The organism is Bhargavaea cecembensis, from assembly GCF_001619585.1.
GTDB lineage: Bacteria > Bacillota > Bacilli > Bacillales_A > Planococcaceae > Bhargavaea > Bhargavaea cecembensis_A.
Genome location: NZ_LQNT01000012.1, coordinates 82401 through 108185 on the forward strand (window position 1 = coordinate 82401; position 25785 = coordinate 108185).

General features: G+C 56.1%; 28 protein-coding genes. 14 read left to right on the top strand and 14 right to left on the bottom strand.

From position 1 onward, the window contains the following. The first annotated feature begins 218 nt into the window (after positions 1-218). Both AV656_RS14360 and AV656_RS14365 read left to right on the top strand, forming a co-directional pair. A complete protein-coding gene (locus tag AV656_RS14360; protein WP_063183223.1) occupies positions 219-806 on the top strand; it encodes a copper resistance CopC family protein in 588 nt (195 codons plus the stop codon). Continuing rightward, positions 806-1867 (top strand): copper resistance D family protein, encoded by a 1062-nt coding sequence (locus AV656_RS14365; protein WP_063183225.1) that lies wholly within the window; start codon positions 806-808, stop codon positions 1865-1867. Before AV656_RS14360 ends, AV656_RS14365 begins: the two co-directional genes overlap by 1 nt. Positions 1868-1974: 107 nt before the next feature. Here AV656_RS14365 and AV656_RS14370 read toward each other — a convergent pair whose 3' ends face one another. Beyond that, a complete protein-coding gene (locus AV656_RS14370) occupies positions 1975-3474 on the bottom strand; it encodes a BCCT family transporter (RefSeq protein WP_063183228.1) in 1500 nt (499 codons plus the stop codon). Positions 3475-3645: 171 nt separating this feature from the next. Further along, positions 3646-5160, bottom strand: a complete 1515-nt coding sequence (locus AV656_RS14375; protein ID WP_063183230.1) for a BCCT family transporter — start codon at positions 5158-5160, stop codon at positions 3646-3648. Between the two features lie 159 nt (positions 5161-5319). Here AV656_RS14375 and AV656_RS14380 point away from each other — a divergent pair, with 159 nt between their 5' ends. After that, a complete protein-coding gene (locus AV656_RS14380) occupies positions 5320-6231 on the top strand; it encodes a DMT family transporter (protein WP_063183233.1) in 912 nt (303 codons plus the stop codon). Between the two features lie 40 nt (positions 6232-6271). On the opposite strand, the gene AV656_RS16530 is transcribed toward AV656_RS14380, so the two are convergent. After that, positions 6272-6430 carry a hypothetical protein gene (locus AV656_RS16530; RefSeq protein ID WP_197462260.1) on the bottom strand — a complete coding sequence of 53 codons (159 nt, stop codon included), beginning with the start codon at positions 6428-6430 and terminating at the stop codon, positions 6272-6274. 168 nt (positions 6431-6598) lie between these two features. Between AV656_RS16530 and AV656_RS14390 the strand changes: the two genes are divergently transcribed. Genes AV656_RS14390 through AV656_RS14395 form a run of 3 tightly spaced genes read left to right on the top strand, consistent with a single transcriptional unit; the run spans position 6599 to position 9679 of the window. Next, positions 6599-7291 carry a response regulator transcription factor gene (locus AV656_RS14390; RefSeq protein ID WP_063183237.1) on the top strand — a complete coding sequence of 231 codons (693 nt, stop codon included), beginning with the start codon at positions 6599-6601 and terminating at the stop codon, positions 7289-7291. Then, positions 7269-7442 (top strand): hypothetical protein, encoded by a 174-nt coding sequence (locus AV656_RS16430; RefSeq protein ID WP_156484880.1) that lies wholly within the window; start codon positions 7269-7271, stop codon positions 7440-7442. Before AV656_RS14390 ends, AV656_RS16430 begins: the two co-directional genes overlap by 23 nt. Further along, a complete protein-coding gene (locus tag AV656_RS14395; RefSeq protein WP_063183240.1) occupies positions 7442-9679 on the top strand; it encodes a HAMP domain-containing sensor histidine kinase in 2238 nt (745 codons plus the stop codon). Before AV656_RS16430 ends, AV656_RS14395 begins: the two co-directional genes overlap by 1 nt. A gap of 195 nt (positions 9680-9874) precedes the next feature. Here the strand turns inward: AV656_RS14395 and AV656_RS14400 are convergent, their stop codons facing one another. The 5 genes from AV656_RS14400 to AV656_RS14420 all read right to left on the bottom strand — a co-directional run bounded on the left by AV656_RS14400 (position 9875) and on the right by AV656_RS14420 (position 13074). Continuing rightward, a complete protein-coding gene (locus tag AV656_RS14400) occupies positions 9875-10657 on the bottom strand; it encodes an alpha/beta fold hydrolase (protein ID WP_063183242.1) in 783 nt (260 codons plus the stop codon). A gap of 234 nt (positions 10658-10891) precedes the next feature. Then, on the bottom strand, positions 10892-11392 hold the full coding sequence (locus AV656_RS14405; protein WP_231877315.1) for an AAA family ATPase: 501 nt from the start codon (positions 11390-11392) through the stop codon (positions 10892-10894). A gap of 67 nt (positions 11393-11459) precedes the next feature. After that, on the bottom strand, positions 11460-12107 hold the full coding sequence (locus tag AV656_RS14410) for a CPBP family intramembrane glutamic endopeptidase (protein ID WP_063183244.1): 648 nt from the start codon (positions 12105-12107) through the stop codon (positions 11460-11462). A 44-nt stretch (positions 12108-12151) separates the two neighbouring features. Next, positions 12152-12661 (bottom strand): hypothetical protein, encoded by a 510-nt coding sequence (locus AV656_RS14415; RefSeq protein ID WP_063183246.1) that lies wholly within the window; start codon positions 12659-12661, stop codon positions 12152-12154. A gap of 11 nt (positions 12662-12672) precedes the next feature. Beyond that, positions 12673-13074, bottom strand: a complete 402-nt coding sequence (locus AV656_RS14420; RefSeq protein WP_063183248.1) for a hypothetical protein — start codon at positions 13072-13074, stop codon at positions 12673-12675. Positions 13075-13206: 132 nt separating this feature from the next. Here AV656_RS14420 and AV656_RS14425 point away from each other — a divergent pair, with 132 nt between their 5' ends. The 3 genes from AV656_RS14425 to AV656_RS14435 all read left to right on the top strand — a co-directional run bounded on the left by AV656_RS14425 (position 13207) and on the right by AV656_RS14435 (position 15388). Beyond that, a complete protein-coding gene (locus AV656_RS14425; protein ID WP_063183250.1) occupies positions 13207-14244 on the top strand; it encodes a potassium channel family protein in 1038 nt (345 codons plus the stop codon). 339 nt (positions 14245-14583) lie between these two features. Next, the gene (locus AV656_RS16435; protein ID WP_156484882.1) at positions 14584-14781 is read left to right on the top strand and encodes a hypothetical protein; all 198 of its coding nucleotides are present in this window, start codon (positions 14584-14586) and stop codon (positions 14779-14781) included. Between the two features lie 145 nt (positions 14782-14926). After that, entirely contained in the window at positions 14927-15388 is a 462-nt protein-coding gene (locus tag AV656_RS14435) for a DinB family protein (protein ID WP_063183255.1), read from the top strand. Between the two features lie 90 nt (positions 15389-15478). On the opposite strand, the gene AV656_RS14440 is transcribed toward AV656_RS14435, so the two are convergent. The 6 genes from AV656_RS14440 to AV656_RS14465 form a co-directional block, all read right to left on the bottom strand. Beyond that, entirely contained in the window at positions 15479-15679 is a 201-nt protein-coding gene (locus AV656_RS14440; protein WP_156484883.1) for a hypothetical protein, read from the bottom strand. A 48-nt stretch (positions 15680-15727) separates the two neighbouring features. Next, the gene (locus AV656_RS14445) at positions 15728-16357 is read right to left on the bottom strand and encodes a response regulator (RefSeq protein WP_063183259.1); all 630 of its coding nucleotides are present in this window, start codon (positions 16355-16357) and stop codon (positions 15728-15730) included. Further along, positions 16354-17466, bottom strand: coding sequence for a sensor histidine kinase (locus tag AV656_RS14450; protein WP_063183262.1), 1113 nt, complete (start codon positions 17464-17466; stop codon positions 16354-16356). Before AV656_RS14450 ends, AV656_RS14445 begins: the two co-directional genes overlap by 4 nt. Continuing rightward, complete coding sequence (liaF, locus tag AV656_RS14455; RefSeq protein ID WP_063183264.1) at positions 17463-18161, bottom strand: cell wall-active antibiotics response protein LiaF; 699 nt, start codon at positions 18159-18161, stop codon at positions 17463-17465. The genes AV656_RS14450 and liaF overlap by 4 nt, the downstream gene beginning before the upstream one ends. A gap of 136 nt (positions 18162-18297) precedes the next feature. Next, positions 18298-18948 (bottom strand): PspA/IM30 family protein, encoded by a 651-nt coding sequence (locus AV656_RS14460; protein ID WP_063183266.1) that lies wholly within the window; start codon positions 18946-18948, stop codon positions 18298-18300. A gap of 23 nt (positions 18949-18971) precedes the next feature. Beyond that, a complete protein-coding gene (locus tag AV656_RS14465) occupies positions 18972-19316 on the bottom strand; it encodes a hypothetical protein (protein WP_063183269.1) in 345 nt (114 codons plus the stop codon). A 214-nt stretch (positions 19317-19530) separates the two neighbouring features. Here AV656_RS14465 and AV656_RS14470 point away from each other — a divergent pair, with 214 nt between their 5' ends. The 5 genes from AV656_RS14470 (at position 19531) to AV656_RS14490 (ending at position 25677) form a co-directional block, all read left to right on the top strand. Further along, positions 19531-20670: a thiolase family protein gene (locus tag AV656_RS14470; protein ID WP_063183271.1), complete on the top strand. Its 1140-nt coding sequence runs from the start codon at positions 19531-19533 to the stop codon at positions 20668-20670. Between the two features lie 51 nt (positions 20671-20721). Then, positions 20722-21492, top strand: coding sequence for a 3-hydroxyacyl-CoA dehydrogenase (locus AV656_RS14475; RefSeq protein WP_063183273.1), 771 nt, complete (start codon positions 20722-20724; stop codon positions 21490-21492). A 251-nt stretch (positions 21493-21743) separates the two neighbouring features. Then, complete coding sequence (locus tag AV656_RS14480) at positions 21744-22910, top strand: acyl-CoA dehydrogenase family protein (RefSeq protein ID WP_063183275.1); 1167 nt, start codon at positions 21744-21746, stop codon at positions 22908-22910. Further along, positions 22907-23890, top strand: a complete 984-nt coding sequence (locus tag AV656_RS14485) for a CaiB/BaiF CoA transferase family protein (RefSeq protein ID WP_063183278.1) — start codon at positions 22907-22909, stop codon at positions 23888-23890. Before AV656_RS14480 ends, AV656_RS14485 begins: the two co-directional genes overlap by 4 nt. A gap of 173 nt (positions 23891-24063) precedes the next feature. After that, positions 24064-25677: a long-chain fatty acid--CoA ligase gene (locus AV656_RS14490; RefSeq protein WP_063183281.1), complete on the top strand. Its 1614-nt coding sequence runs from the start codon at positions 24064-24066 to the stop codon at positions 25675-25677. Positions 25678-25785 lie beyond the last annotated feature (108 nt).

Below are 25785 nucleotides of genomic sequence, written 5' to 3' on the forward strand. Positions count from 1 at the left end.
CAAGAGGTGATTTGTCATCTGGATGTCAGAGTTCATCTGTATCTGGCAAAATGACACACTCGCATGTTGTTTATCGCGGTTCGCTGCTTTAAATTAAAGCAGCGAGGAGGTCCGATTGTGCTGCCAACGATCGAGGAGAAGATGGACGAACACGCCCGCAGCCGGGAGTGAATATAATGACTGACCTCTCAAATCACTTATTGAAAGAAGGAGATCGCATGAAAAAACTGTTTCTGGCTATCGTTTTAGCCCTAACCTTGCCAAGTGCGGCAATGGCTCATTCCCACATGGAATCGTCAGTGCCGGAAGACGGCGCGACGGTGACTGAGCCGCTTGAGGAGGTCAGCCTGACGTTCAGTGCGGGTATCGAAGAGGGGAGCACGTTAACCCTGACTGGAGCGGAAGGAGAGATCGCGTTTACAGATATCATCATTGAAGGAACCCAATTGACCGGTACGCTTGCCGAGCCCCTGCCGGATGGTGAGTGGACGCTTCTCTGGAATGTCATCAGTGAAGACGGCCATCCGATCGATGGAGAAATCACGTTTGAGGCGGCTGCGGGCATCTCCGCAGACGGCGCAGAGGAAGAGGATACAGTCACAGAAGAGAATGCAGCCGATGAGGAAGAGACCGGGACAGATTCTGCCGACAACGGAGAGGAAATGACGGAAGAAACTCCTGCCAATCAGGAAAATGACTCGAACCAGCAGGAAGAAGGCGGGAATCTTCTTCTGACAGTCGTGCTGTTAGTCATTGTCATTATTCTCTTGGGCGTGATCTTCAGGGCTATTCGCAGGAAGAAATGATGACCGCGTTCACCGCACTGTCCGATTTTCTGCTGTATATCGTGATGGCAGTATTGGCGGGTGCCATTACACTCAGATTCATTCCCGAAAGCCTGAGGCCGGACGTACAACTGGGCAAAAGGACTGAGGCTCTGCTCGCCGCAGCCATTCCGGTTCTTGGAGCAGCTCCCGTCATTCAGCTGACGTTCCTCCTTGCGCCCGAGGGCTACCGGCTGCGGGGTTTTATGGACATTTCCACGGGATTTCGTTCCGGACACAGCTTTCTCGCACTATCGGCAGCCGCCTTCCTTCTGTTGGTGGTGCTCAGATTCGGAATGAACCGGATCCTCCAGGCCCTTCTTGTCCTGGCGGCGTTTGGAGCGATCGCCTACGGCAGTCATTCCGCGACTATTGATGAACCGGGCGGCATCATCGCCCATGGGGTTCATCTGACAGCGCTGTCCGTCTGGGCGGGCATTCTATTTCTTGTTGCGGCAAAGCCTGATACCGTTTCAAACTGGCGGGGTTTCCTTAAATGGTTTACCCCGGTTGCAGCAGGGCTGATGGCGGTTATGATCGGTACAGGAATCTTCCTTATGCTGCTTGTGATGAAAGCAGGGGATTATGCGAGCTCCTGGATTCTGCCATATGGTCAGATGCTGCTGCTCAAGCATTTAAGCATCATCCCGCTTCTGGCGGCAGCAGCGATTAATGGGTTTATTGCAAAAAAGGAATATCCGCCTTCAGGGTGGCTAAAGACGGAAAGTCTCATGCTGCTGCTTGTCCTGTTCTTTACGGCTTTTATGAGCAAGCAGTCACCGCCCCATGATATCGACTCGACATTCCGGTCGGAGGGAGCGGCACCGCTGGCGGAATGGTTGTCAGGTCCTCCGGTTATGCCGATTGATTCCCGGTTCAACCCGTCTCTGGAGGGAATCCTCTTCCTGTTGATCTCGCTGATGCTGCTTGCACTGTTCTTTATAGGAGGCCGGCGGGATTTTCCGAAGTGGCTTTCCGCCTTATTGGGGATCGGTTTCATCGCGGCGGCCTATTTAGGTCTGATGATGATCACTTCGTTCTGATGCACACCCGGGTCAGACCGAACAATAAAACAGCGGAACGTCCGCTCCATCAGGGAGCGGACGTTCCGTTTTTTCTTCTTTGATTGCCGGCGGGTATTGCGGGTTGATTATTTTCCTTTAGCGAGCTTTTCCATCCGCTGCCGCTCTTCCTTAAGGGCCTTCAGGATTCCGATGGTCATGAGGATCATGACGAAGGAGAAGGGAAGCGCGGCGATGATGATTGTATTCTGGATCGCCTGCAGGCCGCCTACATACAGCAGCAGGATGGCGATCATGGACTGGGAAATGCCCCAGATCAGCTTTACGGTGTTCGGCGGCGTCAGTGAGCCGTGCGTTGACTGCATGCCAAGGACGAATGTCGCCGAGTCTGCTGAAGTGATGAAGAACGACGCGATCAGAAGAATTGCGATAATCGAGAGTACGATGGACATCGGCAGCTGGTCGAACATGTTAAAGAGGACCAGTTCCGTGGAGAAGCCGCTCAGGTCTGTGATGGAGTCGTTGACGAATGCCGCCGTCGTGCCGAACGCAGCGAACCAGAATGACGCGAACACGGTTGGGATGATGATCACGCCGAGCAGGAATTCACGGACTGTACGTCCTCGTGAGACGCGGGCGATGAACATCCCGACAAACGGCGCCCAGGAAATCCACCATGCCCAGTAGAAGATGGTCCAGCCGTCCACGAAGCTGCGGTTATCTTCACCAAGCGGAGCGGTGCGGAAGCTCATCTGCAGCAGGTTCTGCAGATACATGCCGAATGTCTCCGTGAAGAGGTTCAGGATGAGCAGCGTCGGTCCGACGACCAGGATGATGATGAGCAGCAGGACGGCAAGCACCATGTTCGTGTTGGACAAGTATTTGATTCCCTTGCTGAGTCCGGACCATGCGGACGCGATGAACAGCACGGTCACCGCCACGATGATCATGAACTGGGACAGGAATCCGATCTCCAGCCCGAACAGATGATTCAGGCCTGCGTTAATTTGGACAGCACCGAAGCCGAGGGAAGTCGCAACGCCGAATGCGGTCGCGAATACGGCGAGCACGTCAACGACAACTCCCCAGGGTCCGTTCATCTTGTCTCCGAAAATCGGCTTCAATGTTGAAGAAATTAACCCGGGTTCGTTTTTTCGGAACTGGAAAAAGGCAAGTGCGAGCGCGGTAATGCCATACATCGCCCATACTGGAGCCCCCCAGTGCAGATAGGAAATGGTAAGCCCTTCTTTCAGCGCGGCACCGGTGCCGGCCTCTTCCGTTGCAGGACTGATGGCGTAGTGCGATAGCGGTTCGGATGCGCCGTAGAAAACGAGCCCGATGCCCATCCCGGCGGAAAACAGCATGGCGATCCAGGTGGCCGTGGAAAAGTCCGGGCGGTCAGTGTCTTTGCCGAGCCGGATTCTTCCGTAAGGGCTGATCGCGATGATGAGCGCCATCACAAGGAAGACCGCCATCAGAAGCAGATAATACCACCCGAACGATGTGGAGACAAAGCTTTGGATATTGCCGGTGATTGATTCGTATTTTTGGGGCGCAATTACGCCGAAAACGACCGTCAGCGCAATCAGAGCCAGTGTGATATAAAAGACTTTCGAGACTTTTTTCATGATTCCCCCTGTAAAATGGTTTGGCCTGACAATCAGTTTCCCACCATATCAGACTTTTTAACCAACCGCAAACCGATTTGTGTGATAATTTTCATCCGACAACGAATCCTGACGCCTGAAATCAGAATAACCACGCGCTTCCAGGCAGGAAGGGAATGAACGGTATTACTTTTACTTGCTGCGTACTTGCTTCCCTTTTGCGAGTTCTTCCATGCGACGGCGCTCGATCTTCAGTGCCTTGTACGTACTGTAAGTCATCAGGATCAAAATCACGGAAAACGGCAGCGCAGCGATAATGATTGTGTTCTGGATGGCCTGCAGCCCGCCGACATAAAGAAGTAGGGCGGCGATGCCGGATTGGGCGACGCCCCAGATCAGTTTGACCTGGTTCGGCGGAGTCAGTGATCCGTTGGTCGACTGGATACCCAGGACAAAGGTCGCCGAGTCCGCGGATGTGATAAAGAACGACGCAATCAAGAGAATGGCGATGCCGGACAGGATGATCGACAGCGGAAGCTGATCAAACACATTAAATAGAACAAGTTCTGTCGCAAGGTCGCTCAGATCCGTTCCCGAATTGTGGACATGGGCCGCTGTCGTGCCGAAAGAGGCAAACCATAAGATGGAGAACAGGGTCGGGATGAATATGACAACAAGCAGGAATTCGCGGATTGTTCGACCGCGGGAAACCCGTGCGATGAACATGCCCACAAACGGTGCCCAGGAGATCCACCATGCCCAGTAGAAGATTGTCCAGCCTTCGACGAAGCTGCGGTTGTCTCCGGAAAGCGGGGCGGAGCGGAAACTCAGCTGGATCAGGTTCTGGAAGTGCGTACCGAGCGTTTCCGTAAACAGGTTGAGAATCAGAAGCGTCGGACCTACGATGACCACAAAAATCAGCAAAAGAACGGCAAGGACCATGTTCGTGTTCGACAGGTACTTGATCCCCTTGCTGAGACCGGACCAGGCAGAAATCATAAACAGGATGGTCACGACCGAAATGATCACGAACTGTGCGGCAAAGCCGATCTCCACGCCAAAAAGATGATTGAGTCCCCCGTTAATTTGAACAGCACCGAAGCCGAGTGACGAGGCAACTCCGAAGGCGGTTGCGAAGACGGCCAGCACATCGACGGCAATGCCCCATGGACCGTTCATCTTGTCACCGAAGATCGGCTTCATTGTTGCAGAAATTAAACCGGGTTCATTTTTGCGGAATTGGAAAAAGGCGAGTGCCAGTGCCGTGATCCCGTACATGGCCCATGGCGGAACGCCCCAATGAAGATAAGTCGACACCAGGCTGTCCTTCAGAGCTGCCTCCGTGCCGGGTTCTTCCGTTGGCGGGTTGACCGCAAAGTGGGTAAGAGGTTCGGCTGCCCCGTAGAAGACGAGCCCGATCCCCATCCCTGCAGAAAACAGCATGGCCACCCATGTGGGTGTCGAGAAATCCGGGCGGTCGGTATCTTTCCCGAGCCGGATCCTGCCGTACGGGCTGAGAGCGATAATCAGAGAGATCAGTACAAATGCGGCCATGATCAGCAAGTAATACCATCCGAAATTCGTGAGGATAAAGGACTGGATGTTGCCCGTGACCGTTTCATACTGTTTGGGCACAATGACACCGAATAACACGGCTGCGGCAATCAGTGCGATTGTAATGTAAAAGACATTCGTGACTTTTTTCATGGTTCCCCCTTTAAAAGTGCAAGTGATTATGAATACAGTTACCCACCTTAACAAAAACAGAAACCGATTGTAAACGGGCTTAAGGAAAAATGAAGGTTCGGACGGCCATCTGGTTATGATATAGTCGAATCAGAATAATGGGACAAAGGGGGAGTCATGATGAATCTGCTGCCGTTTATCAGTGTGCTGATCGGCGCTATTTTGTGGGGAACGACAGGTACCGCGCAATCCTACCTTCCCGAGAGCGTCCAGCCGCTGACGGTCGGTGCGCTCCGGCTTGCCGGCGGCGGATTGATCCTCCTGTTCTTCGCGTTTGCGATGCGCCAGGTGAACTTTGGGGAGTGGCCATGGCGGGCGACGCTGGTTGCGGCCATTGCCATGGCTCTGTTCCAGCCGTTCTTCTTCGGCTCGGTCCGACTGACGGGCATCGCGGTCGGCACGGTTACGGGAATCGGAAGTGCGCCGGTTTTCGCTGGGTTCATTGAATGGATCATCCTGAAGCGGAAACCATCCAATAGATGGGCAATGGCCACGGTCCTCGCCGTCTTGGGGTGTGCCCTGCTTCTATTGACCGGCGATAATGTCACGGTCAATCCTGCAGGTATCCTGCTCGCGCTCGGTGCCGGTCTTACATTTGCTGCTTATTCAATGACAAGCAAGATCGTACTGGAGTTTGCGGAACCGGCAGCGTCGGTCGGTGTCATCTTCACAATCAGTGCCCTGATCCTGTCGCCGTTTCTGTTCATTTATCCGTTGGACGGCATCCGTTCCCAGGAAGGGATTTCGGTGATCGTCTACATCGCGATTGCCGCTACAGCAGTCGCCTACCTGCTTTATTCATCAGGATTAAAGGAGATCCCGGCGGCCACCGCCGTCACGCTGTCGCTCGCCGAGCCGCTCACGGCTGCGATCCTCGGCGTTGCCATTGTCGGCGAGGAACTCAACTTCTTCGCCTGGATGGGCGTCGGGCTGCTGCTTGGGGGACTGATCGTCCTGACAGTCGGCAAGCGCGGCCCCGATGAGGTGGAAGCGCCCTATTTCCGCAAGGGGATCCGGACAAAGAAGGAATAAAAATAAATGGGCAGCCGTCTCTGACGGCTGCCCGTTTCATTCATTCTTCTTTTTTCCCGCTCCGGGGCTTCTGCTTTTTAGCCGCTTCATTCTGACCGATGACGCCCATGTCGTCGATGCTGATGTCATAGCCGTAGCCGTATTCCTCACGGTTTTTCGTGTTGCCGGGTTTTTTGTGCTCTTTCTTGTTTTTGCTCATGATGCACCTCCGATTCCAGAATGCCCGGGAAGGGAGCGCTTCATTCATCAGCCCGCCAGGTCAGAACCTGCTCCGCATTTCTTCCTTAAGAAAATCTTCATCTTTCCCCTTCTTTTTTCTTCAGTTTTCCGCGGTACAATGAACTCAACATGAAAGGGGCGGCTCTGTATGGAACAGTATAGGGTGCTGGTCGTCGATGATGACAAGGAAATCCGGGACGGCATCGAAATTTATCTGAAGAATGAAGGCTACGCTGTGCTCAAGGCGGGCGACGGACTCGAGGCGCTCCGGCTCCTGGAGGAGAATGAGGTGCATCTGATCATTCTTGACATCATGATGCCTGAGATGGACGGCATTCAGGCGACGTTCCGTATCCGGGACTCGCGAAACATCCCGATTATCATGCTGAGCGCGAAATCCGAGGAGACGGACAAGATCCACGGGCTGTCGGTCGGGGCGGACGACTACGTGACGAAGCCGTTCCACCCGATGGAACTGATGGCACGCGTGAAGTCCCAGCTCCGGCGGTATGTCCGGCTCGGCACGTATGCTGAAACGGGAGGCGAGATCCGCGTCGGCGGCCTGACGCTCAACCCTGAGTCAAAAGAAGTGCTGGTGGACGGCGAACCGGCAAAACTCACGCCGATCGAATTCCGGATCACCGAGCTGCTCATGCAGAACGCGGGCCGTGTGTTTTCCATCAATGATATTTACGAACGGGTGTGGAACGAAGAGGCGTACAACGCCGACAACATCGTTGCGGTCCACATCCGGAAAATCCGCGAGAAGATTGAGGCGGATCCCAAAAATCCGAGATACCTGAAGGTGGTGTGGGGAATTGGCTACAAAATCGAAAAGTGATATCTGGCTGTCAGTTATTGCGCTGATGATTGCAGCCGCGAGCCTCATCTACTGCTCGGGCTTTATCGGGCTCCTGTTTGACAGCCGCGGCGTGGATCCGGCAGAGACGATTGCCCAGCTGCGCAACGTGCTGAAAGGGAGTGCGCTGTGATGCCTAAGGATAAGTGGACACAGGCCGTCTGGCTGCTGCTTGCCGCATTTGTCCTGTTTTCCCTGATGGTGCTGATCGAGGCGGGACCGCGGATCATCGGGAAGTCGTATACGGAGTCGGATGACTTCCGGAACAATTTGAATTTCTTCTATGATCAGATCGGCCCTTACGTCCTGAACCCGGTCGAGCCGGAAGAGGCGAAGAAAGGCATCGGGGTTACGGAAGAGGAGCTGGATGAGCACAGGTACCGGTACGGAAACCTGGAAGATCAGCTGGCATCGATCAGGGACCAGTATGAAGGCCGGATCGGCGCGGAGAGCGACGAGGAAAAAGAAGTGCTTATAGCGGAACGGAACAAGAAGCTTGAGGACATCCGGCAAAACTTCCTGGACGATGAACATGTCGCGGAGAAAGTCCGCGCCGAAAAGGGCCGGGTCATCGATGAGTATATGAAGACCCTCCGGGAGAACCGGGCTTCCTTTGAACATCATGTGCGCCATGTCTATTACGAGCTGACCGACACGGCAACGGGAAAGACCTACACGAACGGCAATATCCGGGAGGAAGCGGCCTACAAGCGGACCTTTAACGAGAAGGACGGCTACCTCCGGGCTTCGCAAATCGCTATGGACCTGGACTATACAGGTGAGGCCAGGAGCCTGATCGCGGATGAAGTGAAAACCTTTGAGGGAACGGTGATTGTTCCACAATCGGTGCTGAACGAAGCTTCAGATCGGGGAATCACGGATGCCGTCTACCTGAATGATGACCAGCTCGCTTGGGGATATACCGTGTTCAAAGCGGAACAGCGGGCGTACATGGGGGTCTGGCTGGCAGGAATTCTTGCTCTTGCGCTTCTGCTCACGGTGTTCCGGCTCCAGCCTACGGTTTGGACGGGAAGTGCGCTGTCACTGAAATTGGACCGTTTCCCGATAGATGTCGTGACAGCAGCGGCAGCCGTGGCATCGCTGATCGCGATCGCCTTTGCGGAATACATGAAAGAATCCTTCATGAATTTTGTCCATCATACAGGCAGTTTCCTGTACTCGGAACTGTCCGTGAACGCCGTATTTTTCGTGCTTGCACTCGGCGCGGCCGTGCTCCTGATCCTGCATGTTGTCCGGCGGTTTTCGGACAGCTCACGGATCGGGCAGGACCTTGAGCGGGCCTACATCAGGAGAGCTGCCGATGATATGCGGGCGTTCTTCCTGAACCGGAAAATCGGTACGCAGGTGCTGTTCCTGCTCATCGTTGTGTTCCTTGCCGGCCTCGGGTTCGGAGGCGTCATTCTTTTTGGACTCAGAGGCAGCGAAGGCGTGGTGCTTGGAGCCATCTGGCTGTTCCTTTTCTTCACGATTGCCCTGCCGGTGCTGCTTCTGATGTTGCGGCGGACCGGTTACCTGAACCGGATCATTGATTCCACTGGCCGGATGGCGGCAGGCCAATTGACAGAAGAGATTCCGGTAAAGGGAACAAATGTATTCGCAAGGCACGCTTCGGACCTGAACCGCCTCCGGGAAGGCGTCCGCCTCTCGATGTCCGAAAAGGCACGGAGCGAGCGGCTCAAGACGGAGCTCATCACCAACGTCAGCCACGACCTGCGCACGCCGCTGACGTCCATCATTACCTATACGGATCTGTTGAAGAAACCGGATCTTTCTGCAGAGGAGCGTGCGGAATACGTGGATGTCCTCGACCGGAAATCACAGCGTTTGAAGACGCTGATCGATGACCTGTTCGACGTATCCAAAATGGCGACCGGCAATGTGGAGCTGAACCGTCAGCGCGTCGATCTCGTCGAGCTCATCCGACAAGGGATTGCCGAACACGGTGAGGAAATCGCCGCGTCTCCGCTCGATTTCAGGATCAACATTGCGGAAGGTCCGCTGCCGGCATCGGTCGACGGCCAGAAATGGTGGCGTGTCATCGACAACCTGATCCAGAACGCACTCAAATACGCCATGCCGGGCACACGCGTATATGTCTCGCTGGACGAGACAAAGGGGGGTTCCCCAGAAGTCCGGTTCACGATCAAGAACGTTTCGAAGTATGAGCTTGGCGACAACGCAGACGAACTGTTCGAGCGCTTCAAGCGCGGCGACGCCTCCCGACATACAGAAGGCTCCGGCCTGGGCCTCGCCATCGCGCAGTCAATTGTCGACTTGCACGGCGGCCGGATGACAATCGATCTGGACGGGGATCTGTTCAAGGTGACCGTTGCGGTGCCGAGGGCGTGAGTGGCATTGCGCTAATTGGCGGAATGGAGCCGTACCCGGAAACGATACAGACAAAAAGTGCTCCTGCAGATTGTTCTGCGGGAGCACTTTTCTTATTGTTCTTGTGCTGTAAGTGTGAGTGGGAATCGGTCGAGTCGGATGACGAAACTGGTGTGGCGAATGACGTTGGAACATGCCGAGAACCTGTATGTACGATCAGCCAATAAATTTCCCTAATAGCTTGTTGAACTTGTCACGCTCTTCCCAGAAAAGACCATGACCGCTGTAATGGAACGGAACAAGCCGTGAATTTTTTATCTGCTGATTGAGCTCGTGGGCTTGTTCAAATGGAATCACTTTGTCGTGAACGCCATGAACAATCAGGGTAGGGACAAGTATTTTTGGCAAATCTGAATAAAGTTTCTCGTCTCTCAATGTCATGATGATCGCTGCCGTTGACCATCCTGCTGCTTGCAGGCCCAATTGGAGAAACCACTCAGAGAAGGGTTCTGTAATATATTGAAAGAAAAAGTTCTCTGTCACTTCCCGCATCATCTTGGGGCGGTCATTTAACGCTTCAGTGAGGAATCTGGCCGCAGTTTCTTCAGAAAATCCTATAGGAGCTGCAGCATCAATCAGCACCAGGTTGGATACTCCGTAACCGTTATGTCGGGACATATACCGAATCGCAATGGCTCCGCCTGTAGAGTGGCCTGCCAGAGTGAAATCCTCCAATTGAAGAACATCAACTACTGCACGAATATCATCCGCCAATCGGTCAAAACTGTATCCGCTCATTGGCTTATCTGATTTTCCAAAGCCTCTCCAGTCAATTCCGATACAGCGATAACCCATATAGGGAAGGACATTAAATTGATATTCAAACTGTTTATGGCTTAGAGGCCAGCCATGTAAAAACACAATTGTCTTACTGCCCTCCGAATTGAGATCTTCCACATATAATTTTACGCCGGGTTCAACAGTAACATAGTATCCCACACCGATTCCCCCTAAAAATAAGCATTTCAAATAAGGTATTCAATGAGGCTGATTAGGTGAATGCCTATTCCGCTGCCTTAAGGCGGCTATTCATTCTTAATGAAGGGCATCTTGTGGGACAGGCATGGCCGGATTGTAAGCGCATCGGAATCGGAATATGCTAATCGTACTGTGGGGCTTGGTATTCCCTAAAATAAATCGCTCCTGCATCTCGTTTCTGCAGGAGCGCTTCTTTTATCTAAAGATCCAGTTCTTCCGCCCGTCGTATGATGACGAGTTTTTGGGGATAGCGCTGCCGGAAAAGTGCCAGCAGTTTAGGCTTGTCTCTCCGCTCAAAGGCATGGTTCCACTTGAACATCTTTCGGAAGATGGTCCATGTGGACGGTAATGAGCGGTTTCGATGCCGGCTTTCTGGAGGACGAAGCGCTTGATAATGCGCTCTACCCGTACCCGGTAGGGAGGGTCGAGGAACACAATCAGCTCCGCTTCCCGAAAACAGGGCAGGACCCAGTCATGCGGGTGTGTGCCCTCCGTGATCCAGGTATCACTGGAAACGATTGAATGGAGCAGTTTGTCGCGATCCTCCGGAATTCTCCGGACATCACCGCCTGCCCGGCGTTCCCAGGCCACATTATCTATTTCGTAGTAAGGGATTCCGAGCTTTTCTGATAGTTCCCGCGCCAATGTCGTTTTCCCGCTCCCGACCGCGCCGATGATATGAATTTTACATGCCATGGCCGTGCCTCCAGTCAATCATTCATTCTCTGAATGAACAAAAAATCCTCTTGCCGGGGCAAGAGGATTACCCGTAAATCATCACAGCCCCAATCACAAGAATGGCCAGGTCGGCTGCCATATGGATGATCCAGGACGGCAGGATGGTGCCGTCCGGGCCGTTCGCCAGTTGGAAAATGACCCCGCCTGCCCACAGACCGGCCACGGCCAGCAGCAGAATCGGGAGGTCAAACCAGGGCAGGAAAATGGCAACATGATAAACAGCAAACAGGAGCGGCGGGACGGTGAGGGCAAGCCGCGGGCGGCTTCTGAACTGTGCAGGGAGCACGCCGCGGAAAAAGAATTCCTCGAGCAATGAATTGCCGAACAGGATATAGAGCGCGATAAACGGATAAACCGCGCCCGTCACCCCGACACGTCCGGCAAGGTCCCCGGTAAGTGCCTCCGCATCGATCAGGCTGCTGAGCAGAAGATATGCGGCGAGGATCACTGCTATCACACCTGCTCCCGTCCAGAGCGCAATCCGGACCCGTCGGGGTTCGGTTCTTCTAAAAGCTATGAACCGCCGGACTTCTCCGCGGAATACAAGCAGAGGAATGATGAGGAAGAGCACAATCTTCGCCAGCGTCTTCCATCCATATGAGACTGAGAGTCCCTGCTCGACCCAGAGCAATATCATGATTCCCGCCAGCGCGATGATCAGTCCCCGCTTCATTCGACCGCCTCCCTATATTCTGATAGGACGGAAATAAGAACAGGCTAGTTGCAGTAAAGGTTGACGGTTTGAAGAAGGGCGGGAAGGTCGCCGGGCAGTTCCTTCAGGTAGACGATGAACATAAAGAAGAGCCAGACGAAGGCCGGCATGCCAAGACTCTTGAGGGCACCCGACCAACTGTGCTCTTGCCGCTTCCGGAGCAGCCGGTCGGCGGTAAAGCCGATAAGCGCAGCGGCCATGCCGGAGCCGAGCGCGACCAGCCCGAACACGGCATGCAGCACACCGGAGATTACCGGCTCTGCAGTCGGTTTCTTTAACCGGCGCGAAAGACGCGCCGATAGAAAGTCTGCAAGCAATGATGCCGGGACGCCGAACAAAAGAATGACCGGAAAGCTGTACATCATATAGACCGGGACGGACAGTGTGAATGCATTCCAGAAGCCGCCGGGCGCTGCGGGGAATTCCCCGAATGGGTCCGGAACAACGATGCCGAGGAGGACGGCAAAGGCCGCCCCTGTCAGGGAGGCGGCGGTGATTTTTCTGCGAAGGGACACACTAGCGGCCGTCATTCAGCCTGTTCAATCGTCAGTCCGTCATCATTGAAAACGGCATGTGCCCATTCCTTGCCGCCTTCCAGCTTGACTGGCTTGGTTTGCCGGGCACCGGTTCCGGTTCCGTCCGTGCTGACAGACAGGGCGAATGCGGTCGTTTCTTTCCATTCCCCCGGCTGGACATCGAACCAGATGACCTCACCGTCCTCGAACTGACTGCCATCTGCGTTAACCACATTTTCATCCGGCACCTTCTCGCCGTTTTCGTAGCGGATCAGCTGGACGTGGCGGTACTGTCCGCCGGTCTGCATTTCCACAGAAAGGCCACTGCCGTGGTCTGCGGCGGTTTTCGGTGCCCCGCAGCCGGAAATCAGCACCATGGCAGCTATGGATGCTGCGAGCAATAGGTTCTTCATCGGAATTCTCTCCTTCCGGCCGAAGTGATTGTCATTTCGAGTAACAGGACGCGCGGTCCGCCGGAGAGTTGCGGTTACCGGCATGTCTTCCGGGGTAAGGAAAAAGACCAGACCCCGGAAAGAAGGGCGCTTATGTTCAAGAAAAAATGGCTCGACATCCCGACCGGTTACCGGCGGCTGCTGTTTCTCAGCCTCCTGGTCATTCTCCTCGTCGGGGTCGGGATTATCGGGTTCATGCATTACGAGAGTCTCATATTCTTCGATGCACTCTGGATGACGATCATCTCGGTCATGACGATCGGTTATGGGGACATGTATCCGGTGACCGATGAGGGACGACGCTTTGCGCTGCTGATTGTGCCGTTCGGCGCAGGAGTTGTCACGTACGGGCTCGGCACCGCAGCTTCCTATCTGATTGAAAAACAATTGTCGGAGAAAGTGTGGGATAAGCAGATGGACCATGAAATCGACAAGCTCGAAGACCATATCATCGTGTGCGGATTCGGCCGGGTCGCCCAGCAGGTGTACCGGGAACTGCGCGATATGGATGGGGAATTGAAGGTTCTGTACATACATGACAACGAAGAGGAACTCCTCGAAGTGGTTGATCAGGGGACGCTCCGGTTGATCGGTGATCCCACTGACAGGGACATCCTCGAAAAGGCCCGGACAGGCAATGCCAGAGGTCTGATTGCCGCACTCGACAGTGATGCAGACAATGTATTCGTCACACTCACGGCAAAAGGCATGAACGAAAATATCGAGATTGCGGCGCGTGCCGAGAAGGAAGGTTCCGAGGAAGTGCTGAAGCGGGCAGGCGCCGACCGGGTCATCAACCCGTCCAGCATCGGCGGACGTGAACTTGCCATGTCTGTCGTAAGCCCGTCCGGCATCGATTTCATCAATAACCTCATGAGAGCCGAGAAAAAGGAATTTGTCGTCGGAGAGGTCATTCTCAGCGACCAATGCGTGCTTGCCGGCCAGTCCGTCGAAGAAGCTAACCTCCGCCGTGAATTCGGCATCACGCTGCTTGCAATCGGACGGGAAGAGGGCGTTCTCAGTAACCCGGATCCCGATGAGCGGTTCAGGGCCGGGGACAAACTCATCATCGCCGGCAATGAGGACAGCATTACCTCGATTGACGGGAAGGTGAACGGGACGATTGACTGATCTTGGACCGGATTGCGTTTCCCTGACACGGCAGTGCGGGGCTTATTGTCTATTTCTGGAGGTGCAGGTTTAGGAAAAAGCATGAAAGAGGAATAGTCAATCACGGTTTACCATTTTATGCCTGCTCGCTGTGTTCCGGCTATGTTGAGTTTTTGTAAATTTGAAATTTTAAGCAGGAATTTAAATGGGAATCACGAAGAGGCTATTAGAGAAGGCCGGGTGATTGCAGCAGACAGGGATAGGCATGGACCGACGGGACAGGACGGACATCAGTCCGAACTTAAAGATGCATGGACTGACGGGCTGAAGCCCGATCAGCCGGGGAAAGGAGCGGAAATCATGACAAGACACGAAAACTATCCGAACGCACGTGATTATGATCCGCAGCGCGGCGACCGGAACGAGGGCGAGCTGCCGCTGGCCGATCCGTCCGAATCCAACTCGACGGATATCTTCCGTGAAAACGAAAACGAAGATACCGGCAACGACGAACCGTCCGCATTCGAGGGTGATGAAAGTCCGGATAAAGGGGAATAACGACACCTCCCCAAATGAACGATAACCGGGAAAGAGTGAAGCAAAACCGCTGGCCCATGACGGGCAGCGGTTTTGTGTGTGTTTCGGTTCAAAAAATTCGGCGGTTGGGCGACAATGGATGCAGTACTTAGAAGGAGGAATTCATATGGCAACGATTCAACAGATGAAATTTGCCCGCGGCTACACCCTCGGGCAGCTAAAACAGCTGGAAGGGGCCGACTGGGATCAGAAGCACCCGGGATTCAGCAACAACATCCGGTGGAACGCGGGCCACATTTTCGTATCACTCGAAAACTTCACGAAGATGATCAACCCGGACTATGAGACTGTCAACCCGGAATGGAACGGCCTCTTCAACACCGGAACCAGCCCATACAGCTGCAGCGAAGGTGTCCCATCGAACGATGAGCTTTTGTCGGCGCTTAAGGAGCAGAACGACCGCATTGCGGGGGCGCTTGAAGGCAAGCTTGACAGCCAGCTCGTCCAGCCGCTGGAGATTGCGGGACATCGGATGGACACAGGAGAAAAACTCCTGCAATTCACCGTCTGGCACGAAGGCGTCCACGGGGGCATCCTGAACGCCATGGTGCATCTGTCAAAGGCATAACCAAATACGCGAAAAAGCCGCTTCCGGCAGGGGAGCGGCTTTTTTATGTGGTGGGGAGTATGGAGGTATGCATCCTGTGTCTTCGGCTGCTCACTCGCCGCGTCCGCCGCCCCGCCTTTTCATCCACAAAATCACAAGCGCTCCGGCAATGCCGATGACGGCGATGATGATGACCATCATCCACCGGAAAGGAAGTGCGGGAAGGACGATATTCAGAAACAGGATGACAGCAATCATCAGGATGACCGCCACCGGAATAAGTGCGGAATTCTGGTTGTTCTTGTTGTTCAATGACATGCACCTGCTTTTCCGCGACTGCCAAAGGCTTCGCGGATTTTCTTATTCTGCGAGGCCGTTCTGATAGGCGTACACCGCGGCCTGCGTACGGTCGTCGACGCCAAGCTTCGAAAGGATATTGGAGACGTGTGTCTTGACGGTCTTGAGGGAAATGAAGAGTTCGTCGGAGATGTCCTGGTTTGTCCTGCCCTTTGCAATCAGGAGGAGTATTTCCATTTCGCGCGCGGTTAGTCCGTCGTGAGGCGCACGCTCCGTGCCGCGCATGCGCTGCATCATCTTCGTCGTCACTTCCGGCTCGAGCACCGTCCGGCCGCCAAGCGTTTCGCGGATGGCGTCGGCGATGCGTGATGCCTTTGACGTCTTCAGGATGTAGCTGGACGCGCCGGCCTCGAGAGCCGGATAAACCTTGTCGTCATCGAGGAAGCTCGTGACGACCATGATCTTCGCCTCCGGCCACTTCTTTATGATGGCGGCAGTCGCCTCCGCTCCGTTCATCTCCGGCATGACCATGTCCATCAGGATGATGTCCGGCCGCAGCCGGAGCGCGAGATCGACTGCCTCGCGCCCGTTGGAGGCCTCGCCGACCACTTCCATGTCGGGCTGGACCTGAAGGTAGGCAGATACGCCGATCCGCACCATTTCATGATCATCCGCAAGCAATACCCGGATCATCTCAATTCCTCCGTTTCTTCTGGCTGGCCGTCCGCCTTTTCCTCTGTGTGGGGAAGAGGGGCGGTTTCCGCTTCGTTTTCCGGCTGGCCGTCTTCATCGGGGCGGGTCACCGGCAGTTTTACCTCGACGATCGTACCCTGCGAAGGTACAGAGACAATTTTGCATGTGCCGCCGATCTCGATCGTGCGTTCACGCACATTGCGCAGGCCGTAGGAACCGCTCTTGCCGTCACCGTCACGGAAACCGACGCCATTATCCTGCACTCGGAAGATGGCAAGGCCATCCCGCTCGACGAACAGCACGTCGAGCTCGGTCGCCTTGGCGTGGCGAAGGGTGTTCGACAGCGTTTCCTGGGCGATCCGGAACAGGTGGTCCTCGGCACCCTTGGAGAGTGGAACGTCTTCGATTCGCCCGCGGATCGTAAAGTGGACCTTTTCATCCAATTCGTGCAGAAGGCCACGGAGTCCTTCCGACAAGGTTTTATTGTTAAGCGGGGCGGGGCGCAGGTGGAGGAGCAGCGCCCGCATCTCAAGCTGTGCCTGCTGGACGGTTTTTTCGACCTGTTCAAGCGTCCGGGATGGTGCCCCGCTCTCCGCCCGTTCCTTTTCCGCCATTGCGGACAACAGCATCGAGGCTGCGAACAGCTGCTGGGAGACGGAGTCGTGAAGCTCGCGGGCAAGACGCTGACGTTCCTGCACAAGCCGCTCCTGAACCATCTGTTCCTGGTTTTCCGCACGCTTGTCGGAGATTTCCTTAAGGCGCTCGCGTTGGGTGTTGAGCAGCCCTTCCACTTCACCGACTGCGCGTTCGGTCGGGCGGGGGAGCGTCCGCGTTTTTTTTGCGGGTGCCGACTCAAGCAGGCCGTAGAGCCGTTGCTCAATCGCGCGGATGTTCGAGCGGACGAGTCCGGATGCCCAGAAAGCAATCAGCCAGCCGGAGGCAAGCGAACCGGCTGCAATCCAGATGGCAGCCGGCAGGCCGTAGCGTTCCTCCTGAATGAGGAACCACCAATCTTCGCCCGGCACGCCAAGCAAAAGGAAGAGAACTCCCGCCGAAACGGCGAGGAACAGGGCGGACAAGGTGATGCCGCGTGCGATGATCTGCCTCATTTCCGTGACACCTCCACGTCCCCGAACCAGGTGGCGACGGTGATGATCAGCTCGGACGCCGGACGCTCTTCCGTGCCGTAGCCATCCTTCATATGAAGTTGTTCATTGAACAGTCGGTTCTGGTGGCGGCCGAACAGCCTGGAGTCGCCGAGAAGTGTCGTGTAGTGCACACGGACGGGAATTTCATACGGTACGTCGACCCGGACTTTGCCGATGCCCTGGCGGATGGAGATCAGAGATGTCCCTTTGGGAAGCACGGTCTCCGTCACGTCGACATGGATGTCGCCGAAAAGCCCCTGAACATGGACGTCTTCCCATTCATAGGAGCTGAACGGGGTCGACTGGACGGAAAACAGCCGGTTTTTCAGAATGCCGTTTGGTGTCTCGGAACGCGCTTCGCGGAGCGGCCGGGTGATTTCCTCGGCAGGCACGCCTTTCCAGAGGCTCAGGAAAATATAGACGAGCACGCCGAATACCAGCAGCCTTAGGCTCCATAGCGACAGCACCGCGATTCCGAGAAAGAATACGCCCGTCCAGAGAAGCCATTTGTTGCGGTGCCGGAAACCGAAATAAGCCAGCGCGCCGCCGATGATGACAAAGATGAAGCTGCCGTCCTGGAAAAACGCAGCCTCGACAAAGACGAGCAGCACAAAGGCAATGAGGATAAAACGGATCTGATCGGACGACACATGCATGACGGGGCCTCCTTTCGGGCGGAATAAGGACCAAACGGGAGCGGGCAGCCGCCCCTCTCGCTAATTTTAGGCTAATGTTAAGGGAAGGGGGAGATCCCCCTTCCCATCTTACAAAATCTTTTCGCCGATGTCCCCGTCAGACGGTTTCTTTATCGGCTTTGCCGGTGTTTTCAGCCTGCTCAATGATGGCGAGGGCATCCAGCCGGCGCTCCATCGTGTCATGGCGGTGTTCTTTCTCGATCGTCCCGCCAAGCTGTTCGACGTACGCCTTCATCTCTGTGTAAGGAGCCATCCCGCTGCTTTCATCCTGGATGACCTGGTCCATGCGTCGGTGCGCCCGCGTCACATTCTCCTTGCCCATCAGCTGAAGCTGCCGCACTTTCATGTCCTTGATTTTATGCTTCATCTCTTCGTACTTGCGTTCGAGGCCGATCAGCTCGGCATCGGTCTCGGCAAGGGTGCGGTCAAGCTCGTCGACCCGGTTCCCGTAGGCGCGGATTTCGTCCCGGGCGAAGGCGACCAGGTCTTCCACGCCCGCTTTCTCTGCAACCCCCAGCTGGCCGCGGCGCTTCTCGAGCATATCGGCCGCTTCTTTCCATTCCTTCTCCAGTTCTTCTTTCAGCTTCGCCTGCCGGTCAAGCAGGCGGCCTGTTGCTTCTGTCTGCTTTTCAGCCTGTCGGAGATATTCATTCAGAAGGGAGACGGGGTTCTTTTCTTCCTTTTTGTCCAGCAGCTCATGAAGGTCGGCCTGGACGGAGTACTTGATGCGATTGAACAGTGAGCTCATAACGATTCCTCCTTGGTGGGATCTTATTTCGTGATGTTTTTCCATTCGCGTTCGAAGTTGGCGAACGGGTCGCTGTCTTTTTCGAACAGGACTGCTTCACGGCCATTCCACTTCTGGTACACGTACCAGAGTGCCGCGATGGCGAGCAGACCGACAAATGCCGGAATGTTGCCGATGGCAGTCAAGAGGCCGATGATGCCGACCGCTGCCCAGCAAAAGCGCGCAAAGCCGGATGTGCTCCGCTTGTAGTAGTGGTAGCCGGCATACATGATGGCGGCCGAGATGGCGAGACCGATGATCGCGCCGAGGTTGGCAAGGATGGTGATCCCTGCGACGATTCCGATGGTAATCAGCAGAAATTTCTTCAAGGTTTCCGCCTCCTTTCGTTGTTAACCTTATTGTAGTCAGGAACTCAAGTTTTCCGAACGGACCGGATGTTGATTTCCGTCTAGGTCCAGAGGCTGATTTTCACTCGGACCGACATGGCCGTTCCGAGCTCCAAATGTTATGGACGATGACAGCGTTTTCATGATACGATTCTTTTAAGAATAGTCTTTCTATTGTGATAAAGGGGGAGAGAGAATGAGAGAAGTTGTGATTGTGGAAGGCGTACGTACGGCAGTCGGCCGGCGAAAAGGGGCGCTTTCCGGAACCCGGCCGGATGAGCTGGCGGCGGCCGTATTGGATGAACTGGTGAAGCGCGCGGGTGTCGGCAAGGAACAGGTGGAAGACGTGATTCTCGGCTGCGTGACACAGTCGGGCGAACAAGGCGGCAACATCGCCAGAACATCGGCACTGATCGCAGGATTCCCGATCGAGGTGCCGGGCGTCACGATTGACCGCCAGTGCGGGTCGAGCCAGCAGGCGGTCCACTTCGGCGCGCAGGCGATTGCCGCGGGAGACATGGACATCGTCATCGCGGGCGGCGTCGAAAGCATGACGCGCGAGCCGATGTTCTCGAATGTCGGAGATGTCAGGCCGAGCGAAAAGCTGACATCGCAGTACGAAATCATCAACCAGGGCCTGTCCGCTGAACGCATCGCGGAAAAGTGGGACATGAGCCGCACCGAACTTGATGAATACAGCGCGACAAGCCATGAGCGGGCGTTTGAGGCGATCGGGGAAGGCCGGTTCAAGGACGAGATCGTTCCCGTGGAAACGGCGGAAGGCAACGTGTTCGACACGGACGAAGGACCGCGCGAAGGCTCGACGCCGGAAGTGCTCGGCGGACTCAAGACGGTGTTCAAGGAAGACGGCGTGATCACGGCCGGCAACGCCAGCCAGATGAGCGACGGTGCTTCCGCGGTGCTCCTCATGTCCCGCGAAAAGGCGGATGAGCTCGGACTCAAACCGAAAGCCCGTATTGTCGCACGTTCGGTGGTCGGTTCAGATCCGACTCTGATGCTGACGGGACCGATCGCTGCGACAGAGAAAGTATTGAAGAAAGCCGGTCTCTCGATCGGGGATATGGACACGTATGAAGTGAACGAAGCCTTCGCGCCTGTTCCGCTTGCCTGGCTCAAGGAAACCGGTGCAGACCCGGAAAAACTGAACGTGGACGGCGGTGCCATCGCACTCGGCCACCCGCTCGGAGCTACCGGAACAAAGCTGCTTGTGACTCTTGTAAACCGGCTCGAACGGACCGGCGGCCGCTACGGCCTGCTTGCGATCTGTGAGGGTATGGGCATGGCGAACGCCACGGTGATCGAGCGGTTGGATTGAGACGTTAGGTTTTTACCGAATGAGCATTCAGTCAGATGAGGGGGATTTGAGATGGACATGAACAATGTGAAAGCAATCGTCACCGGCGGGGCGTCGGGTCTCGGCGGCGCGACCGCAAAACGGATTGTGGATTCCGGAGGGAAGGTTGCCATCTTTGATGTCAATGAAGAGAAAGGCGAAGCGTACGCTGCAGAACTCGCAGAGCGAAACGCCTTCTTTTATCAGACGGACGTCGCCGACGGGGAAGCCGTCACGGCAAACGTGGCGGCGGCAAAGGAAGCGATGGGCGGCCTCAACACCGTCGTCAACTGCGCCGGCATAGGCACGCCGGGCAAGCTGATCGGCAGGAAGGGCGTCCACCCGCTCGATCAGTTTGAGCAGGTGATCCGCGTCAACCTGACCGGCACCTTCAACGTGATCCGGCTTGCCGCTGATGTAATGACGGACAACGAACCGGGAGAGGACGGCGAACGCGGCGTCATCATCAACACCGCCTCGGTCGCGGCATTCGAGGGCCAGATCGGCCAGGTCGCCTACAGCGCGTCCAAGGGTGGCGTCGCCGGAATGACGCTCCCGATCGCCCGCGAACTCGCGGCCTATGGCATCCGTGTCATGACGATCGCCCCGGGCCTCATCAACACGCCGATGTTCGACGGCCTGCCGGACAGTGCCCGCACCGCCCTCGAACAGACCGTCCCGTTCCCGAAACGCCTAGGCGAGCCGGAAGAATACGCCCAGCTCGTCGAATCGATCGTGACAAACCGCATGCTGAACGGGACAGTCATCCGTCTGGACGGCGCGATCCGGATGCAGCCGAAGTAAAAGGGAGCGGGAAAGGAGGGAGCCGTCGCGAAATACGGGGATGCCGACGCGAAATGGCGGGTTGCGGTCGCGAAATTACAGGTTGCCGACGCGGAATGTGATGTTGCGGTCGCGAACAAAGCTGCCGACGCGGATTTATGAGTTGCAGACGCGAAAACACGACCTGCCGACGCGAAATCACCCGCTTCCGTCGCAAATATCCTCCTCCTGCCCCACCTAACCCGCCATATCGAAAGAAGGGAGTGGTCGCCATGCCGCGTTACCGCTGGGAAACCGAAGAGCATGATCTGTTCCGGGAGTCACTCCGGAAATTTCTCGAAAAAGAAGCCGTGCCGCATTATGAACAATGGGAACACGATCGCCTCATACCAAAATCCTTCTGGAAAAAGCTCGGGGAGATGGGGTTCCTCTGCCCGCAAGTCGAGGAGAAGTACGGTGGCCTCGGACTGGATTTCAGCTTCGGTGTTGTGATCGAAGAAGAGATGGAGCGTGTCGGCGCCGGACTCACCGGTGTCGGACTGCACAATGACATCGTCGTGCCGTATATCGAAGCATACGGGACCGAGGAGCAGAAGAAACGTTTCCTGCCGGGCTGCGTGACGGGTGACCTGATCACCGCGATTGCGATGACCGAGCCGGGGACCGGATCGGACCTGGCCAACATCAGGACGACCGCGATCAAAGACGGCGACCATTACATTGTAAATGGCCAGAAGACGTTCATCACGAACGGGATCAACACGAACCTGGCGCTGGTTGCGGTAAAGACCGATCCGAAAGCCGAGCCGAAGCACCGGGGTGTAAGTCTGCTTTTGATTGAAGAAGGGACCCCTGGCTTTACGAAAGGCCGGAAGCTCGACAAGGTCGGCATGTATTCGCAGGACACGGCGGAGCTGTATTTCGAGGACTGCCGGGTTCCGGCCACAAACCTGCTCGGCGAAGAGGGCAAGGGCTTCAAGTACATGATGGAAAAGCTGCAGCAGGAGCGGCTCACCGTCGCAATTGGCGCCCAGACCGCGATGGAGGACATGCTCGAGATCACGCTCGACTACGTAAAATCCCGCGAAGCGTTCGGACGGCCGGTTGCTGCGTTTCAGAACACGCAATTCAAGCTGGCGGAACTCGCAACGGAAGCCGAGCTCGGCAAGGCATTCCTCGAGTCGCTGATCGCAGACCATCTTGAAGGCAAGGACATCGTGACAAAGGTATCGATGGCAAAGTACTGGATCACCGAGACCGCGCGGAAGGCAGCGGCCGAATGCATGCAGCTCCACGGCGGCTACGGCTATATGGAAGAATACAAGATTGCCCGCTGGTACCGCGATATCCCGGTCATGTCGATCTACGCCGGTACAAACGAGATCATGAAGACGATCATCGCGAAAAACATGGGGCTGTCGGGAGGAAGGAAGGCATGACCAGCATGAAGGAAACACGCACACAGAATGCCGTCCGCCCGCCCGGCGGCGGCTTCCTCGAAGGCATAAAGGTACTGGACGTGACATATTATCTGCCGGGACCGTATTCGAGTTACCGCCTCGCCGAGATGGGCGCCGACGTCACGAAGGTCGAGCCGCCCGGCGGGGAACCCGCCCGCCGGCTTGCCGGCGGTCTGATCCATGAAAAGAAGAATGCCGGCAAGACGATTGTCGAGCTCGACCTGAAGTCCGAAGAAGGCAACAGGCTGATGAGGGAATTGATCCGTGAAACCGACGTCCTGATCGAGTCATTCCGCCCCGGCACACTGGGGCGGCTCGGCTTCGGCGAGGACGAGCTGTTTTCGCTGAACCCCGGACTGATTTACTGCTCGATGACCGGCTACGGGCTCGTGGGCGAGTTTGCCAGGGCCGGCAGCCATGACCTCAATTATCTGGCGCTGTCGGGCGTCCTGTCGCAGCTTACCGATGAAAGCGGCCGGCCGATCCAGCCTAAAAACACGCTGGCCGATTTTGCCGGCGGTCACTTTGTTGCGGAGGCCGTCCTGGCCGCCCTTGTCCGGAAAATGAAGACCGGGGAAGGTGCGCGCCTGGACGTGTCGATCACCGACGGACTCACACATTGGCAAAGCGTCCACAAGGCGTTCGAAGAAGCCGGCCTGTCGGACCGCGGGGTGCCGGATCTTGACGGCTCCCGAGCCCGTTACGCCATCTATCCGACATCCGACGGCCGATACGTCGCGCTCGGTGCACTTGAGGACAAGTTCTGGAATGCCTTCTGTGAGTTCGCCGGACATCCGGAATGGAAGGAACGCGATGATGTCCACGACGACGTCGCCCGCTACTTCGGGGCGGAACCCCTCGGCCACTGGCTTGACGTCTCGCTCCGGACCGACTTCTGCCTGACCCCGGTTCTGCGTCCGGGCGAGCTTGAGGATCATCCGCACTGGAAGAAGGGCTGAACGGGACGTAATCTTCAAACCCGGGACATCAATCTTCAAACTCAGGCCAGTAATCTTCAAACTCGCAGGCTTAATCTTCAAACTCACAGCCGACAGTCGCCAGTCCCATGCAGCTCCAACTCAACCAGACCTTCACCATCGCCAATCCGCCATACAAAAGGAGATGGATTCAAATGATGAAGACGCCGCTGCTCTTGAAAACGTTCGTGGACCGCGCGGAGCGGTTTTTCCCGGACAAGGAGATCATCTCGAAAACCGCCACACAGACGCATCGTATTCCGTACCGCGAATTCGCCAAGCGCACCCGGAAACTCGCGTCACTCCTGACCGCACTCGGCATGGAACGGGGGACGAAGGTCGGCACATTCGCCTGGAACACTCACCGCCACCTGGAGGCCTACTTCGGCGTCCCGTGCGCCGGCGCAATCCTTCATATGATTAACATCCGGCTGTCGCCGGAGCACATTGTCTATGTCATCAACCACGCGGAAGACGAGATCCTGCTTGTCGACGATGACCTGTTCCCGCTGATCGAGAAGCTCGCGCCGCAGCTGAAGACGGTCAAACACATCGTCGTCATGTCGGACTCGGACAAGCTGCCGGAAACGGCCCTCGAGAACGTCCACTCCTACGAGGCGCTCATGTCGGAAGCGGCGGACGACTTTGTATTCCCGGATGATCTGGATGAGAACGCGCCTGCGGGCATGTGCTACACAAGTGCAACGACCGGCAATCCGAAGGGCGTCGTCTACTCGCACCGCGGACTCGTTCTCCACAGCTATGCGCTCGGGCTGGCAGACGGCATGGGCCTGTCGGAGCGCGACATCACGCTGTCAGTGGTTCCGATGTTCCATGCGAATGCATGGGGGCTGCCTTTTGCCGGCGTCTTCTTCGGCATCACGCAGGTGCTGCCGGGACCGGGCGGATTCAACCCGGATGTTCTGCTCGACCTGATCGAGCAGGAAAAAGTGACACTCACGGCAGGCGTGCCGACCATCTGGCTCGGCGTGCTGAAGACACTCGAGCAGAAACCGCGTGACATCAGCTCGCTGCGCACCATTGTGTGCGGCGGATCCGCCTCGCCGAAAGGCCTGATCAAGACGTTCGAGGAAAAATACGGCGTCCCATTCATCGTCGGCTACGGAATGACCGAAACGTCGCCGCTCGTCAGCTTGTCGAACTTCACCTCTTCGGTTGAAGACCGTTCGGCGGAAGAAAAGCTTGACCTCCGCGCCTCGCAGGGCATGACCATTCCGGGCATCGACACCCGCATCATCAACGAGCAGGGGGAAGTGCCGTGGGACGGCAAGACGATGGGCGAGCTGACCGTCCGCGGCCCGTGGATCGCAGATGAATACTACAAGGATGAGCGCACGAAAGACGCCTTCCGCGACGGCTGGCTCTACACCGGCGACATCGCCGTCATGACGCCGGAAGGCTACATTAAAATCACGGACCGGACCAAGGACCTGATCAAGTCGGGCGGCGAGTGGATCTCCTCGGTCGACCTCGAGAACGCACTCATGACGCACAAAGATGTTTTCGAAGCCGCCGTCATCGCCATCCCGCATGAAAAGTGGCTCGAGCGTCCGCTCGCATGTGTCGTGCTCAAAGACGGCATCGGTCGGAGTGATGAGAAAAAGCAGGAACTCCTGGACTATCTGGAAAGCCAGTTCGCCAAATGGTGGGTCCCGGACAACGTCGTCTTCCTAGACGAAATCCCGAAAACGTCCGTCGGCAAATTCCTCAAGGCGAAGCTGCGGGAGCAGATGGGGCAGACGGTATAAGAGAATCCTTCATACAATATGCAAAAAACCGGGCGATGCCCGGTTTTTCCATTTTGGCCCATTAGGTAGAGGGGATTTCCATTCTATTTTTGTGGATTTCATATTGAC